Annotated in this window: 13 protein-coding genes and 1 pseudogene; 7 read left to right on the top strand and 7 right to left on the bottom strand. The window is 70.8% G+C overall.

What is annotated here, in order from left to right; all coding sequences use genetic code 11:
- Window positions 1-2: 2 nt before the first annotated feature.
- Entirely contained in the window at window positions 3-743 is a 741-nt protein-coding gene (locus ACIQM0_RS18475) for a class I SAM-dependent methyltransferase (RefSeq protein WP_401287684.1), read from the bottom strand.
- Between the two features lie 202 nt (window positions 744-945).
- On the opposite strand from ACIQM0_RS18475, the gene ACIQM0_RS18470 reads away from it, so the two are divergent.
- The 3 genes from ACIQM0_RS18470 to fusA all read left to right on the top strand — a co-directional run bounded on the left by ACIQM0_RS18470 (window position 946) and on the right by fusA (window position 4757).
- Window positions 946-1839, top strand: coding sequence for a DUF2510 domain-containing protein (locus ACIQM0_RS18470; protein ID WP_401287681.1), 894 nt, complete (start codon window positions 946-948; stop codon window positions 1837-1839).
- Between the two features lie 103 nt (window positions 1840-1942).
- A complete protein-coding gene (locus ACIQM0_RS18465; RefSeq protein ID WP_401287679.1) occupies window positions 1943-2248 on the top strand; it encodes a hypothetical protein in 306 nt (101 codons plus the stop codon).
- A gap of 421 nt (window positions 2249-2669) precedes the next feature.
- A complete protein-coding gene (fusA, locus tag ACIQM0_RS18460) occupies window positions 2670-4757 on the top strand; it encodes an elongation factor G (protein WP_401287676.1) in 2088 nt (695 codons plus the stop codon).
- Between the two features lie 66 nt (window positions 4758-4823).
- On the opposite strand, the gene ACIQM0_RS18455 is transcribed toward fusA, so the two are convergent.
- Window positions 4824-6269 (bottom strand): glyceraldehyde-3-phosphate dehydrogenase, encoded by a 1446-nt coding sequence (locus tag ACIQM0_RS18455; protein ID WP_401287673.1) that lies wholly within the window; start codon window positions 6267-6269, stop codon window positions 4824-4826.
- A gap of 183 nt (window positions 6270-6452) precedes the next feature.
- On the opposite strand from ACIQM0_RS18455, the gene ACIQM0_RS18450 reads away from it, so the two are divergent.
- Complete coding sequence (locus tag ACIQM0_RS18450; RefSeq protein WP_401287671.1) at window positions 6453-7376, top strand: LLM class F420-dependent oxidoreductase; 924 nt, start codon at window positions 6453-6455, stop codon at window positions 7374-7376.
- Window positions 7377-7508: 132 nt separating this feature from the next.
- A complete protein-coding gene (locus tag ACIQM0_RS18445; protein ID WP_401287668.1) occupies window positions 7509-8252 on the top strand; it encodes a GntR family transcriptional regulator in 744 nt (247 codons plus the stop codon).
- Window positions 8253-8283: 31 nt separating this feature from the next.
- On the opposite strand, the gene ACIQM0_RS18440 is transcribed toward ACIQM0_RS18445, so the two are convergent.
- Window positions 8284-9432, bottom strand: coding sequence for an RNA polymerase sigma factor (locus tag ACIQM0_RS18440; RefSeq protein ID WP_401288016.1), 1149 nt, complete (start codon window positions 9430-9432; stop codon window positions 8284-8286).
- An 8-nt stretch (window positions 9433-9440) separates the two neighbouring features.
- Window positions 9441-9848: a YciI family protein gene (locus ACIQM0_RS18435; RefSeq protein WP_401287666.1), complete on the bottom strand. Its 408-nt coding sequence runs from the start codon at window positions 9846-9848 to the stop codon at window positions 9441-9443.
- A gap of 316 nt (window positions 9849-10164) precedes the next feature.
- On the opposite strand from ACIQM0_RS18435, the gene ACIQM0_RS18430 reads away from it, so the two are divergent.
- A complete protein-coding gene (locus tag ACIQM0_RS18430; protein WP_401287663.1) occupies window positions 10165-11094 on the top strand; it encodes an adenosine kinase in 930 nt (309 codons plus the stop codon).
- A gap of 108 nt (window positions 11095-11202) precedes the next feature.
- Here ACIQM0_RS18430 and ACIQM0_RS18425 read toward each other — a convergent pair.
- From ACIQM0_RS18425 to ACIQM0_RS18415, 3 genes and pseudogenes are all read right to left on the bottom strand, one after another.
- Window positions 11203-11400: pseudogene (locus ACIQM0_RS18425) on the bottom strand (MFS transporter); the annotation flags it as partial.
- Between the two features lie 170 nt (window positions 11401-11570).
- Complete coding sequence (locus ACIQM0_RS18420) at window positions 11571-12245, bottom strand: response regulator (protein WP_401287661.1); 675 nt, start codon at window positions 12243-12245, stop codon at window positions 11571-11573.
- Window positions 12242-13885, bottom strand: coding sequence for an ATP-binding protein (locus ACIQM0_RS18415; RefSeq protein ID WP_401287659.1), 1644 nt, complete (start codon window positions 13883-13885; stop codon window positions 12242-12244). The genes ACIQM0_RS18420 and ACIQM0_RS18415 overlap by 4 nt, the downstream gene beginning before the upstream one ends.
- A gap of 97 nt (window positions 13886-13982) precedes the next feature.
- Here ACIQM0_RS18415 and ACIQM0_RS18410 point away from each other — a divergent pair, with 97 nt between their 5' ends.
- Entirely contained in the window at window positions 13983-14981 is a 999-nt protein-coding gene (locus ACIQM0_RS18410) for a Bug family tripartite tricarboxylate transporter substrate binding protein (protein WP_401287656.1), read from the top strand.
- Window positions 14982-14983 lie beyond the last annotated feature (2 nt).

Genomic DNA, 14983 nt, shown 5'->3' with positions numbered 1-14983 from the left:
GGTCAGGCCAGCACGAGCAGGTCCATCCAGCAGACGGCCGGCCGGTCCGGTTCCTGCGCCGCGGCCCGCCTCAGCCGCCGCATCCCGCACGCGAACTCCTCGTCCGTGAGGGCCCGGAGTTTCGCGTCGGTGTCACGCCGGATCCGGTCCGCGAAGGCGGACAGGCTCGGCGCGCTCTCCTGCGGCACCGCGTGCAGCGCGACCCGGGTGAAGCCGGCGGCGGCGAACGCCGCGCAGGTCTCCTCGACGGTCGGATAGCCGTCGACGATGCGTGCGGTCCCTGGGAAGAACCGCACCCGCAGGTCCCGCGTGCACCGGCCGGGGAACGAGTTGCGGATCAGCACCGGCGCCCCCGGCTTCAGCGCCCTGCGTACCTCCCGTGCCGCGGCGGGCAGATCGTCGATGTGGTGGACGACCGACCCGAGCCAGGCCGCGTCCGCGCACCCGTCCGGCACCGGCAGCGCCTCCGCCCGGCCGTCCAGCACCTCGATGTCCGCGGTCCGCGGGATCAGCGCGCGCATCGCGGCGGCCGGTTCCACCGCCAGCACCCGCACCCCGAACCAGTCGGCGAACGCGGCCGAGAAGGCCCCCGTACCGGCCCCGACATCCAGGACGACCGCCCCCGGCGCCAGCGGCACCTCGGTCGCGACGGCCGCGCGCCATGCGGTGAGTCCGTCGCGCGGTATCTCCCGGGCGATCCGGTACTCCTCGGCGAACCGACGGTCTGGAGCAGTCGCTTCCATGTGCCCTCAATCCTGCCGTGGCCGACGGACCGGGCGAATCGCCGCCCGAGGACCACCGCGCTCCGTCGCGGATGCTAGCGAGCTTGGCCATCAATTGTCTAGACCATAATGAGCTCCGGAGCATGGCCGGACACGACCGGAACCGGTCATCCCCTTCATCCGGTTCATCGGATTCTCACGCAACCCGGCTACGGTGGCTGCCGTGACGCAGACGAGCCCGCCCGGCTGGCATCCAGACCCCGGGTACACAGGATTTGGCCCCATCCAGGAACGCTGGTGGGACGGCAGCCAGTGGACGGATCACCTCCGCGTGCCACCGGCGACCGTCCGCAGCCGCCGAATACGCATCATCGCCGGCATCACCGCCGGTGTGGTGGTACTCGCCGCCGTCGGCGGTGGCGTGTACCTGCTGACCGATGGCTCCGGCAAGAAGACGGAGAGCACGGCCACCGCACCGTCTCCCTCGTCCTCCCCCGCGCCCAGCCGTCAGCCCGGCGCACCGGGCGGCAGCGGTGGCGGCAACGGCGGCGGGAACGAGAACCCCGAGCAGCCGCAGACCGAGGACGGCTACGCGACGGACCTGGCGAGCGGAATCAGCATCCCGGTCCCTGACGGCTGGAAGGGCGAGTCGGGCATGGGCGCGGGAGTGACCACCGGTTCGTACGCCTGCCCCGGGGACACCAAGCAGACGTGCGTCCGCGGCGGAGTGTTCTCCGTACCGGCCGAGGCGCTGAAGCTGAGCACCAAGACCGCGAAGGCGACGGCCGAGAAGGACATCGCCACCAACGCGAAGGAATCGTACGGCGAGAAGATCTACGGCGGCATCACCTCGCACCAGGAGCTGAAGTCCGAGGCGGTCACGGTGGCCGGCCAGCAGGGCTACCGGGTGCGCTGGAAGGTCGTGACGAAGGACGGCGACGACGGGTACGTCGAGTCGCTGGCCTTCCCCTCCCCCCATGCCAAGAACATGCTGATCGTCGTCCGTTCGGGCTTCGACATCAACGCCAAGGCACCCGCCCTGTCCGTCCTGGACGACATCACCAAGGGCATCAAGGCCGCCTCGGGCACGGGTTCCGGCCCCGGCACCACGGCATAGGCGCTCCCGCGGGGGCGCCGCACGGCCCGGGTGAGTACCCGGGCCGCCGGGACTGAGTACGCAGACCGATCCGGCACCGGTCCGTGACTGCTCGAATGGGACCATGGCTCCCGACGCACCGCGCCCCCGCATCCAGCACGTCACCAGTGCCGGCACCACGCTGGCCGTCACCCTGGCTCCGCTGGTGATCGGTGTCCTGCTGGCCCGGACGATGGCCCTGGACCCCCATACGCCCGTGAACGCGCTGATCACCCGGGGCGGTCGGGGCGCCGGCGTCTCGCCCGCCGAGTGGCGCGGCTGCGGCCGGAGCGCGCTCCGGCGGTGCCGCAGGACCTGGAAGCCCCGAACGTCTGCCGGCGCCCTTCGCCGCGACACCGCCGGGGATGCCTCGCGGTTCCCCTCTCCGTGACACGGACCTGTCCCCGGACGGCCACGGCCCGGCGACAGCATCGGCCTCCTGCGGAAAACCGGTTCCCCCGCCCGTACCCGCTTCCCTAGACTCGCCACGAAATCGCGCGCCGCCCAGCACGTCCCGGCGCGCACCGTGACCAGTGGGGGGAGGCCTGCCGTGCGCTACCGCACCGCTGTCGTCGTTCCCCTGTCGCGGTACGAGGTGATCCTGGTGTCCACCCCGGCCCGGCGCCGGCTGCGCGGCCTGCCCCGGACACCCGTGACGAACACCTGAGCCCTGTGCGTTCCTTGACGGACCGTCATCGCGGCGACGCCCCCTGCGGCGTGCCGCGGTCAAGGGTTCCGCGGGCCTGGACCCAGGCCTCGTCGTCCGGGGATCGCGCCGTCTTCTTCCGGATCATCCCGAAGGGCCACGGACCGTGCGTACCGAATCGAACCGTCATCCCACCAGCACGCTGAACGGCGTTCGCAACCTGGGCATCCTCGCCCACGTCGACGCCGGCAAGACGACCGTCACCGAACGGATCCTCTACGCCACCGGCACCACCCACAAGCGCGGCGAGGTCCACGACGGGACGACCGTCACCGACTTCGACCCGCAGGAACGCGACCGGGGCATCACCATCTTCGCCGCCGCGGTGAGTTGTACGTGGGCGGGCCACCGGATCAATCTGATCGACACCCCGGGGCACGTCGACTTCGCCGACGAGGTCGAGCGTTCGCTGCGGGTGCTCGACGGTGCGATCGCGGTGTTCGACGCGGTCGCGGGCGTGGAGCCGCAGAGCGAGTCGGTGTGGCGCCAGGCCGACCGGCACGCGGTGCCGCGTATCGCGTTCGTCAACAAGCTCGACCGCGTGGGGGCCGACCTCGACGCGGCGGTCGCGTCGATCCGGGAGCGGCTGCACACGGTCCCGTTGGTCGTCCAGCTTCCGATCGGGGACGAGGAGCGGTTCACCGGCGTGGTGGACCTGGTGCGCATGCGGGCCCTGGTGTGGGCCGACGGCTGTGACACGTACGAGGAGAGGGAGGTGCCCGATGCGCTGCGGGAGGAAGCACAACGGCGCCGACGGCTGCTGGAGGAGACGGTGGCGGAGCTCCATCCGGTCGCCCTGGAGGAGTTCTGCGCACGGTCCACGCTCTCCGAACGGACGCTGGCCTCGGCGTTGCGCGGTCTGACCCGCGGCGGTGAGGGTGTCGTCGTGCTGTGCGGCTCGGCCTACCGCAACCGCGGTATCGAACCGCTGCTGGAGGCGGTCGTGGCCTATCTGCCCTCTCCGCTGGACGTGCCGCCGGTACGCGGCACACTCGGCGACACGGTGCAGGAGCGGGCCGCTGATCCGGCGGCTCCGTTCGCCGCGCTGGCGTTCAAGGTGACCGCGACCGCCACGGGACGGCTGACCAGTCTGCGGGTGTATTCGGGCACGCTCAGGAAGGGGGACACCGTGCTGGACGCGGGTGCGCGGCGCAGCGAGCGCGTCGGCCGGATCCTGCGGGTCCAGGCGGACCGGCACGTCGATGTGGACGAGGCGGTGGCCGGGGACATCGTCGCGGTGATCGGTCTCAAGGCCGCCCGCGCCGGCGCCACCCTGTGCGCGCCGGATGCCCCGCTGGTCCTCGAACCGCCCACGGTGGCCGATCCGGTCGTGTCGGTGGCGGTCGAGGCCGCCCGGAGCACCGACACGGAGCGGCTGATGTCGGCACTGGCGCGGCTGGCCGAGGAGGACCCGTCGCTGACGGTGCGGACGGACGCCGAGACGGGTCAGACCGTGCTCTCGGGCATGGGCGAACTCCATCTGGAGGTGGCGGCGGAGAAGATCCGCCGTGCCCACGGTCTGGAGGTCCGGGTCGGGCGGCCGCAGGTCGCCTTCCGGGAGACGGTCGTGCGCGGTGTGTCGGGTCTGGTCTACCGGCACGTCAAGCAGGACGGCGGGGCCGGGCAGTTCGCCCATGTCGTCCTCGACGTGCAGCCGTTGGGGGCCGAGAGCGGTCAAGGCGGTGAGGGCGGGGCGGAGTTCGTGTTCCGCTCGGCCGTCGTCGGAGGCCGGGTGCCGCAGGAGTACGTCCGGGCGGTGGCGGCCGGCTGCCGGGACGCCCTGGTCGAGGGTCCCGTGGGCGGGCATCCGGTGACCGGGGTGCGGGTGACGCTGACCGATGGCGCCACCCATCCCAAGGACTCCTCGGAACTGGCCTTCCGCACCGCCGGGCGGTTCGCGCTCCGGGAGGCGCTGCGCGGCTGCGCGATGGTGCTGCTGGAACCGGTGGCCGAGGTCACGGTCACCGTGCCCGACGACGCCGTCGGCGGGGTGCTCGGCGACCTGGCCGCACGGCGTGGCCAGGTGTCCGGCTCCACCGCGCGGCCCGGTACGGCGGTGATCACGGCGACCGTGCCGCTGGCCGAACTGTTCGGTTACGCGACCCGGCTGCGCAGCCGGACCCAGGGACGGGGGACGTTCACCACCCGGGCCACGGGCTACGCCCCGGCGCCGCACACGGCACCGGCCCGGTAGTCCGCGCGACCGGTCCCGTGTGCGGGCAGCTCCAGGGCTGCCCGCACACGGGGTGGGACGGCGGGGTCAGAGCACGGGGACGGGGAAGGTCGGGTACTCCACCCCGGAGACGTGCTGGACGACCCGGACGACCTGGCAGGAGTAGCCGAACTCGTTGTCGTACCAGAGGTAGAGGATCGCGTTGTCGCCGTCGACCTGGGTGGGGCCGGCGTCGACGATCGAGGCGTGGCGCGAGCCGATGAAGTCGCTGGAGACCGCGTCCGGGGCGGTGGTGAAGTCGATCTGGCGCTTGAGCGGCGACGTGAGCGACACCTCGCGGAGGTGGTCGAGGACCTCGGCGCGGTTGGTCTCGCGCCCCAGTTTCAGGCTGAGGATCGCGATCGAGACGTCCGGCACCGGGACCCGGATCGAGCTTCCGGTGATCGTCGCGTCGAGGTCGGGCAGCGCCTTGGCAACGGCCGACGCCGCGCCGGTCTCGGTGATCACCATGTTGAGCGGCGCCGAGCGGCCGCGACGGTCGGAGCTGTGGTAATTGTCCAGCAGGTTCTGGTCGTTGGTGAACGAGTGGATCGTCTCCACGTGACCGCGCAGGACGCCGTACTCGTCCGCCATCGCCTTCAGTGGCGGGACGATCGCGTTGGTGGTGCAGGAGGCGCAGGAGATGATCTGCTCGTCCGGCTTGATCATGTCGTGGTTGACGCCATGGACGACATTGGGGACGTCGCCCTTGCCCGGCGCGGTGAGGACGACCTTGGCGACGCCGGGGCGCAGGTGCTGCGACAGTCCCTCGCGGTCGCGCCACCTGCCGGTGTTGTCGATGAGGACGGCGTCCTTGATCCCGTACGCGGTGTAGTCCACCGTCGTCGGGTCGTCGGAGTAGATGACCTTGATCTCGTTGCCGTTGGCGATGATCTTGTTGTTGGCCTCGTCGACGGTGATCGTGCCCTGGAACTGGCCGTGGATCGAGTCGCGGCGCAGCAGTGAGGCGCGCTTGACGATGTCCTGGCCGGCCGCCTTGCGGACGACGATGGCGCGCAGCCGCAGGCCGTTGCCGGAACCGGCCTTCTCGATGAGCAGCCGGGCGAGGAGGCGGCCGATGCGGCCGAATCCGTAGAGGACGACGTCCCTCGGCTCGCGGCGCTCGATCTTGTCGTCCCCCGTGGCACCGGCGACGGCCCCGGCGGTGAACTCCGCCTCGCAGAGACCGCGGTCGTCGGTCCGGTACATCGCGGCGAGCATCCCGATGTCGATCCGGGAAGGGCCGAGGTCGAGGGCGGCGAGCGCCTTCAGGAAGGGCAGCGTCTCGGTGACCGAGAGTTCCTCACCGGCGATCTGCCGGGCGAACCGGTGGGTCTTGAGGATGCTGACCACCGACTTGTTCACCAGGGAGCGGCTGTGCAGCAGGACGGTGACGTCCCGCTCCCGGTGCAGCTTCCCGATGATCGGGATCATCGACTCCGCGATCTCCTCGCGGTTCTTCCAGTTGGTGAACGAGTCGTCATTGACAGTCACAGGTTTATCTTTCGAGCTAGGGGGCGCTCATATGGTAACCCGCTGCTGTTTTGATCATCCAAATGGTGCTTCTCCAGGGCCTCTCGCCTGGACCGTTCCGGCTCGGGCGCGTACACACGGCAGACATGAACTCGTCACACACCCGACGGAATGCGCGCCCAACTCGCCCGGTTCTGAAGTGACATGACTGTTGGAGTAGCAATCAGCGCCACCGGCGCCGACAACCAGATCGACGCGACCGTGCGGCTTGCCCGGGAGGCCGCGTCCGCGGGGCTGCGGTCCGCCTGGTTCGGGCAGACCTTCGGGGCGGACTCGCCCCAGCTCGCCGCGATCGTCGGGCGGGAAGTGCCGGGCATCGACGTGGGCACGTCCGCGATCCCCGTCTTCGGCCGCCACCCCCTGCTCGTCTCCAGCCAGGCCCAGACCGCGCAGGCGGCCACGCACGGCCGGTACCACCTGGGACTAGCGCTCGGCACCAAGCTGCTGACCGAGGCGGGCTTCGGCATCCCCTTCGAGCGGCCCATCGCCCGGCTGCGGGAGTTCCTCACCGCACTGCGGCAGCTCACCGAGACCGGCAGCGCCGACTTCCACGGCGAACTGCTCACCGCGACCACTCCGGTCCCCGCCCGCGTGGCCGGAGCGGAGGCGGGCGTGCCCCTGCTCGTCGCCGCGATGGGTCCGCAGGCGCTGCGCGTCAGCGGCGAACTGGCCGACGGGATCCTGCCGTATCTCGCCGGTCCCCGCGCCCTGTCCGAGCACATCGTCCCGGCGGTCACCGCGGCCGCGCGCGAGGCGGGCCGCCCCGCGCCCCGGATCGTGGCGCTCGTGCACGGCGTGGTCACCGGCGACCCCGACGCCGCACGCGAGGCGGCGACCGAACAGCTCGCGTTCTACGAGCAGATCCCGTCCTACGCACGGGTGGTGGAACTGTCCGGGGGCCGGCGCGCCGCCGACGTGGCCGTGATCGGCGACGAGCGGACGGTCGCCGCCGAGGTGCAGCGCTACCGGGACGCCGGGGCCACGGAGGTGGTGTTCTCGGGGACGGACCTGGCCGGCGACGCCGACCGGCGCCGGACCTGGGAGCTGCTGGGCGAGCTGGCCGGCTGAGGCGCCACCGCGCGGGCGCGGGGTGGGCAGGTGTGGGCCCCTTCCCGTATTTGTTCTGACATAAATACGTACAGAGCTTGAGTCGAATGTGCGGCATACTGAGCGCGTGGCACAACGTCTTGAGGAGCCCACATGGAGTCGATCACCAGGCTGATCACCATCGACCGAGGCAGCCCGGTGCCGCTGTACTTCCAGGTCGCGCAGCAGCTTCAACAACTCATCGAGTCCGGCACGCTGGCACCGGGGACGCGGCTGGAGAACGAGATCGCTCTCGCGGACCAGTTCGGGCTCTCCCGCCCGACCATGCGCCAGGCCATGCAGCACCTGGTCGACAAGGGGCTGCTCGCACGCAAGCGGGGAGTGGGCACCCAGGTCGTCAACAACCGGGTCCGCAGGCAGATCGAGCTGTCCAGCCTGTTCGAGGACCTCAGGCGCGACGGCCGGCGGCCGCGCACCGAATTGCTGTCGCTGCGGACCGTGCCCGCCTCCGCCGAGGTCGCGGCCGCCCTCAAGCTCGAACCCGGCACGGACACCGTGGCGCTGCGCAGGCTGCGTTACGCGGACGACGAGCCCATAGCGGTCATGGAGAACCACCTGCCGGCGGACCTCCTGAGGCTGACCGAGGAGGAAGTCACCGGTCACGGCCTCTACGAACTCCTCAGGCGGGCCGGCATCGCCCTGCGGACCGCCGACCAGACCATCGGGGCACGCCGGGCCACCGCGGCGGAGTCCAGGCTGCTGGACGAGACCCGCGGCGGCACCCTGCTCACCATGAAGCGCACGGTCCTCGGGGACGCGGGGCGGCCGGTGGAGTTCGGCTCACACCTCTACCGGGCGTCCAGGTACTCGTTCGAGATGACGCTGACCGCGCACTGAACCGCGCCGCCGGGCGTCGGCCGGCCTCGCGTCAGCAACCGGAGCGGCGGGTGTTGAGCTGGGCCGCCCGGTACGTCAGGTGGTCGCGCTCGGCGAGATTGGTCGCCTTCCGGGCCGCCTCTGCGTACAGCCGTGCCGCCGTCGCGTGGTCGCCGTCGCCCTCATGGAGGTACGCGGCCACCGCGGCGTACCGGGGCAGTGAGTCGTCCAGCTCCGCGAGCGCCGCCAGGCCTGCGCGGGGCCCGTCGGCCTGGCCGACGGCCACGGCACGGTTGAGCCGGGCGACCGGGCTGCCGGTCAGCCGGACGAGTTCGTCGTACCACTCGACGATCTGGACCCAGTCGGTCTCCTCGGCGGTGGGTGCGTCGGCGTGGAGTGCCGCGACGGCCGCCTGGGCCTGGAACTCGCCCAACCGGTCGCGGGCGAGGGCCGCCTGGAGGATCTCGACCCCCTCGGCGATCGACTCGGTGTCCCACCGGCCGCGGTCCTGCTCGGCCAGCGGAACCAGGCTGCCGTCGGGCGTGGTCCGGGCGGCGCGCCGGGCCTGGTGGAGCAGCATCAGCGCGAGCAGCCCCGCCACCTCGGGGTGGTCGATCGCGGCCGCGAGCTGCCGGGTGAGCCGGATGGCCTCGGCCGCGAGGTCGACGTCACCGGAGTAACCCTCGTTGAAGACCAGGTAGAGGACGCGCAGCACGGTGGCGACATCGCCCGGCCGGTCGAACGACACACCGGAGACGGTGCGCTTGGCCCGGCTGATGCGCTGCGCCATGGTCGCCTCGGGCACCAGGTAGGCCTGGGCGATCTGGCGGGTGGTCAGCCCTCCGACGGCGCGCAGCGTGAGCGCGACGGCGGACGACGGCGTCAGCGACGGGTGGGCGCACAGGAAGTAGAGCTGGAGCGTGTCGTCCACCGCGGACGCGGGTCCGGGCGCCGGCCCCTCGTCGACGAGCTCCTCACGCCGGCGGCGGGCGGTGTCCGCCCGCGCCGCGTCGAGGAACCGGCGCCAGGCCACGGTGACCAGCCAGCCCTTCGGGTCCCGCGGCGGGTCGGCCGGCCAGACGCGGACGGCCTCGGCCAGCGCGTCCTGCACGGCGTCCTCGGCCGCCGCGAAGTCGGCTCCGCGGCGGACGAGGATACCGAGCACGCTCGGTGTGAGGCTCCGGAGCAGGGCCCCGTCCATCGGCGAGGTCACTCCGTGATGGTGGGCGGCGCGGACAGGAACGGGCGCAGCTCGAGCCACTCGTGGATCGGCTTCCCGCCCGCCCCGGGGGCGGCCGACAGCTCCCCGGCCAGCTCGACGGCGCGCTCGTAGCTGTCGACGTCGATCACCATCCAGCCCGCGATGAGGTCCTTGGTCTCGGCGAACGGCCCGTCGGTGACCGGCGGGCGGCCCTCGCCGTCGTACCGGACGAACGTCCCCTCGGGGGCGAGCGCCTGGCCGTCGACGAACTCGCCGGTCCCCTCCAGCCGGGCCGCGAAGTCGTTCATGTACTGCATGTGGGCCGAGACCTCCTCCGGCGTCCACCGGTCCATGGGCACGTCGTTGACTGCGGCCGGGGCGCCGCGGTAGTGCTTCAGAAGCAGGTACTTGGCCATGGTGTTCTCCTCGGCGCTGGTGCGAACCGTTCTTTCGGTCGCGTTCACTGCGGGGACGGAGCCGGTCACGGGTTCTCGACATCGCCGGCCGATTCTTTTGGCGATGGATCGAAATCAGCGGCTGCCGGCCAACTGAATCATGAGAGGGCCTCGCGCACGGGGTCCGGCGAGGTGGAACGACGGCTGTGTCCCGGGCGGACCGCAAGGTGTTGCTGAAATACTCTGCAATTTCTTGCCCGGATCGGTGTGGGCTGATTGACTCACGTGCGATCAAAGGTAGTTACCGGTCCGCCCCTCGTGTGCGAGAGGAACAGCGATGAGCAGCGAGTACGACGTCCTCGTCCTGGGAGGGTCGGGCGTCGACACGATCGTGTACGTCCCCGAGCTGCCGCTCCCGTACGCGGACAGCTACATGATCCGGCCGGGCATCGAGACCCGCGCCGGACAGACCGGCGACTTCGTGGCCCTGGGCCTGAGCGCGCTGGGGCTGCGCACACATCACCTCGACATGATCGGGGACGACCCCAGCGGCGACCTCGTCCGGGCGTTCCACCGGGACCACGGCATCGGGTTCACCGAAGTGCCCCTGCCCGGCGGGACGAAGCGGGCCGTCAACCTCGTCGGCCCCGACGGGCGGCGGCTCTCCCTCTACGACGACAGCCGCTCCCGGGAGTCCGACCGCCTGCCCGAGGACCTGGTCCGCTCCCTGGCGTCGGCGAGCCGCCACGCACACGTCAGCATCACGTATCCGTGCGCCTTCGCCCTTCCCCAACTGCGCGAAGCGGGTGTCACCGTCTCCACCGATCTCCACGACTGGGACGGCGAGAACCCGTACCACGAGCCGTTCGCCTACGGCGCGGACATCGTCTTCGTGTCCACGGCCGCCCTGGCCGACAAGGAGAAGACGATGCGCCGGATCCTGGAACGGGGACGGGCCGAGGCCGTGATCGCCACCGCGGGGGCCGAGGGCGCGTACCTGCTGACCGCCGACGGACTGGCCCATGTTCCGGTGGTCGAGCCGCGAAGGCCGGTGGTCGACTCCAACGGGGCGGGCGACGCCTTCGCCGCCGGCTTCCTCTTCGGCCGGCTGACGGGCGAGGACCTGGGCCGCTGCGCTCTCTACGGCTCGGTGGCAGGCGCGTACGCCTGCACCGTCCCGGCCACCGGGAGCGACGCCATCGACCGCGCAGGGCTGATCGCGGAGATCGCACGGCCGACGGGGTCCCCGGCGGCCGCGGGCGGCTGAGACGGAGAGGACGAGGCCGCCCAGGCCGAGGGTCGCCGTCGCCATGCCCGCGATGTCGACGCGTCCCGGGTGCCGCTCGGGCTCGCGCACGTAGAGAGGTGCGAGGATCACGACGGCCGGGCCGATGGGCACGTTGACGTACCGCACCCAGCGCCACGACGCCTCGGGGGTGAGGTTGCCTCCGAGGATCAGTCCGGTGGACGAGCCGGTCGCCGTGGTGGCCGAGTACACGCTCAGGGCCCGGGTCCGCGAGGCGCCCTCCTCGAAGTTGGTGGCGATGAGGGCGAGGGTGTTCGAGGCTGCCATCGCGGCACCGAGGCCCTGTACCGCGCGGGCCGCGATGGAGATCCTTCTGCCCCGCACGGCTTCAGCACTCAGGGGCTCGTTGCGGGCAACGCCACTGCCGCGCCGGGTCGTTGTCGCTCCGGGCAGCACATCGGACGGTTCCGGCCAGGAGTCGTACGGCGCGAGCGCGCTCAGGCGAGCCAGCCGTAGCGGCGCTCGGGTCTGCCGGCGGCTCCGTACCGCAGGGACAGTTCGGCGCGGCCGGTGTCGTGGAAGTATTCGAGGTAACGACGGGCGCTGACCCGTGAGACGCCGGTCCGGGCCGCGCACTCGGCGGCGGACAGCGTTCCGTCGGCACCGCACAGCGTGCGTTCGATCAGCTTCGAGGTCTCCACGCTCAAGCCCTTCGGCAGCATGACACTCAAGGCCGGCGAATGGCCCCCGGTCAGTGCCCGGTCCACGTCGGCCTGGCCTCTGACGACCGCGGTGAGCAGGCTGTTGCGCTGGGTGGCGTACTGCAGGAGGCGAGGGTGCAGGTCGTCGAAGTCGAACGGCTTCAGCAGGTAGTTGACCACGCCCTGGCGGACGGAGCGGCGGACCGCGTCGGCCTCGCGCGAGGCGCTGATCACCATGAAGTCGCAGTCGTGCCCGTCGGCCCGCAGGCGGGGAATGATGTCCAGGCCGAACATGTCCGGAAGATGGAGATCGAGCAGGACCAGGTCGGGCCGCAGTTCACCGACGGCTTTGATCGTCTGCTCGCCGGTGTTCGCCGTCCCGACGACCCGGAAGGAATCGACGCGGTCGACGTACGCCTGGTGGATGCTTGCCACCATGAAGTCGTCGTCGACGACCAGTACGTCGATCATCGGGAAGCTCCTTCCGGTGCCGCGGCGGACAGGTGGTCGACGGACATTCTCGCGGTGAACATGGCACCGTCGGGCGTGTTGGTCACCGCGACCTCGCCGCTCCGGCGCTCGCAGACTAGCCGGGTGAGCGCCAGCCCGATGCCGCGCTCCCCCTCCTGGGCGGCCTTCGTGGTGAAACCGTGCAGGAAGACCTGCTGGGCGAGCTCGGGGGTCACGCCCGGACCCGAATCGCGTACCACGATCTCCACGCTGGATGTGTCCTGCCGCAATGCGACCTCCACCCACGCCTCGTGATGGTCGGCGCCCGCCGCCGCGGCGTCGACGGCGTTGTCGACGAGGTTGCCGATCACCGTCGCAACGTCCACCGAGTCCTCCGGCGCCAGCCGGTCGAGCGCCGTGTCCTCCGAGACGCGCAGCACGACCTTCCGTTCGGCCGCGAGCGAGGACTTCGCCATCAGCAGGGCGCCGACCGCCATGTCACGGACCCGTGTGGTCAGGGTCGTGTCCAGCGACTGGCGGTGTCGGCTCAGCGCGCGGACGTACTGCACCACATCGTCGTGCCTGCCGATCTGGATCAGCCCGGAGATCGTGTGCAGCTGATTGGCGAACTCGTGGGCCTGCGCGCGCAGCAGTTCGGCGGAGCTGCGGAACGAGCCGATCTCGCGTTCCAGCTGTGCCAGTTCGGTACGGTCCCGCAAGGTCGTGACCGAGCCGAGCCGGCGGCCGTCCTTGGTGACGGTCATCCGGTTCAGCACCAGCACTCGGCTCCGGTGTATGACGACTTCGTCGCGCTGCTCGGTCTCACCGGGGGGTCCGGCGAGTACGTCGTGCAGCCGGCCCTCGATGCGGAGGTCGGCCAGGCTCATTCCCACACAGTGATCGGGCAGATCGAGCAACTCCCTGCCGACCTCGTTCACCAGAGTGAGCCGCAACTGCGGGTCGAGGGCGATCACGCCTTCCGCGATCGCGGACAGCATGGCCTCGCGGTGCTCGGCGAGCCCCGCGATCTCCCGTGGCACCAGACCGAGGATCTGGCGTTTGGTAAGCCGGGCCAGCAGCCACGATCCGATCAGGCCGAGCCCGCTCGCGATGCCGAGGCAGACGAGCAGATCCGATGACGCGCCACTCAGCCGCTGCCGTACCGTCGGTGACGTCTCACCGATCATCACCGTACCGAGAGGCCGGCCGAGGTGGGGCTGAGCCGTTTTGAGCACCGGCACCTGGGCCACCAGTTCGCGGTCACCGTCCGGGCCCAGCTCCCCCGACCAGCCGCGGGCGTCGGCGACGCCTGGGCCGAGCGACAGCCTTGTACCGATCAGTGTGGGGTTCGTCGAGCTGACGACGCGGCCCCTGCCGTCGGCGATGGTGACGGAGGTGACGCCCGACTGGGTCTGCGTGGTCCGGAGGAGGGGAGCGAGCGTCTCGCCCGGCGCCGACCGGCCGAGCTGACCGGACACCAGGGGGTGACCTGCCAGTTGCTCGGCGAGCGCGGTGATCCGCCGAGCCCCGCCCCGGTCGAACGTCGCTTCCGACTTGGTCAGCGAGACGGCGGCGACCGCCATCGGCACCACAACGATGAAGGAGAGCTGGAGCACCAGCAGCTCGCCCGCGAGGGTATGACGGCGAAAAGTTGTGACCACAATCAACTCAATCTTCAATGCCGACACAACGCAGACGCGGTGTCTCAAACGTCACATAATCATGGCGCCCGAATGTCCGAAGTGGAAGGGACAAACCATGAGAACTCGCAGAGTCGCTGTCGTCAGCGCCCTGACCGCCGTGTCCATGCTGGTGATATGCGCCTGCGGCGCCACCGGCGAGAACGAGACGGGCCAGAGCGGTGCGACCGTGACCGGTCTGCGGATCATGGTCCCCAACACTCCGGGCGGCGGGTACGACACCGCGGCACGTGCGGCGGCCAAGGTGCTGGAGGACACCAAGATCGCTTCCGGCGTCGAGGTGTTCAACCTTCCGGGCGCCGGCGGCACGGTCGGTCTGCAGCGCACCGTGAGCGAACGGGGCAACGGCAACCTCGCCATGCAGATGGGGCTGGGAGTCGTGGGTGCCTCGTACACCTCGCAGTCGAACGCGACGCTCGCCGACACCACACCGATCGCCAGGATGATGGAGGAGGCGGGCGCGATCGTCGTGCCCAAGGACTCCCCGTACAAGTCGATCAGCGATCTCGTCACCGCCTGGAAGGCGAACCCCAAGGCCATCGCTGTCGGGGGCGGCTCCTCGGTCGGCGGACCGGACCACCTCCTTTCGATGCAGCTCGCCAAGACGGTCGGCATCGACCCGAAGAAGGTCGAATACATCAGCTACGACGGCGGTGGTGAGCTGCTCCCGTCGATCCTCAAGAACAAGATCGCCTTCGGCGTCAGCGGTTTCGGTGAGTTCATCGAACAGATCGAGGCGGGGCAGGTGCGGGTGCTCGCGGTGACCAGCGAGCAGCCGATCGATGTCCTCAAGGGCACCCCGACGCTGAAGTCCTCGGGTATCGACCTGGTCTTCACCAACTGGCGCGGAATCGTCGCACCCCCCGGCATCAGCGGCGCCGAGCGGAAGGTCTGGATCGACTCGCTGACCGCGATGCACGACTCCGCGGAGTGGAAGGCCGAACTGACCAAGCACGGCTGGACCGACGCTTTCATGACGGGCCTCGAGTTCTCCAGCTATCTCACTGAGCAGGACAGGGACGTCGCCGACATCCTCACCGAGCTCGGTGTGTCATGAGC

Source organism: Streptomyces sp. NPDC091387, assembly GCF_044756945.1.
Taxonomy (GTDB): domain Bacteria; phylum Actinomycetota; class Actinomycetes; order Streptomycetales; family Streptomycetaceae; genus Streptomyces.
Note: the sequence above shows the minus strand (reverse complement) of the source record. Positions and strands in the feature narration are given on the sequence as shown.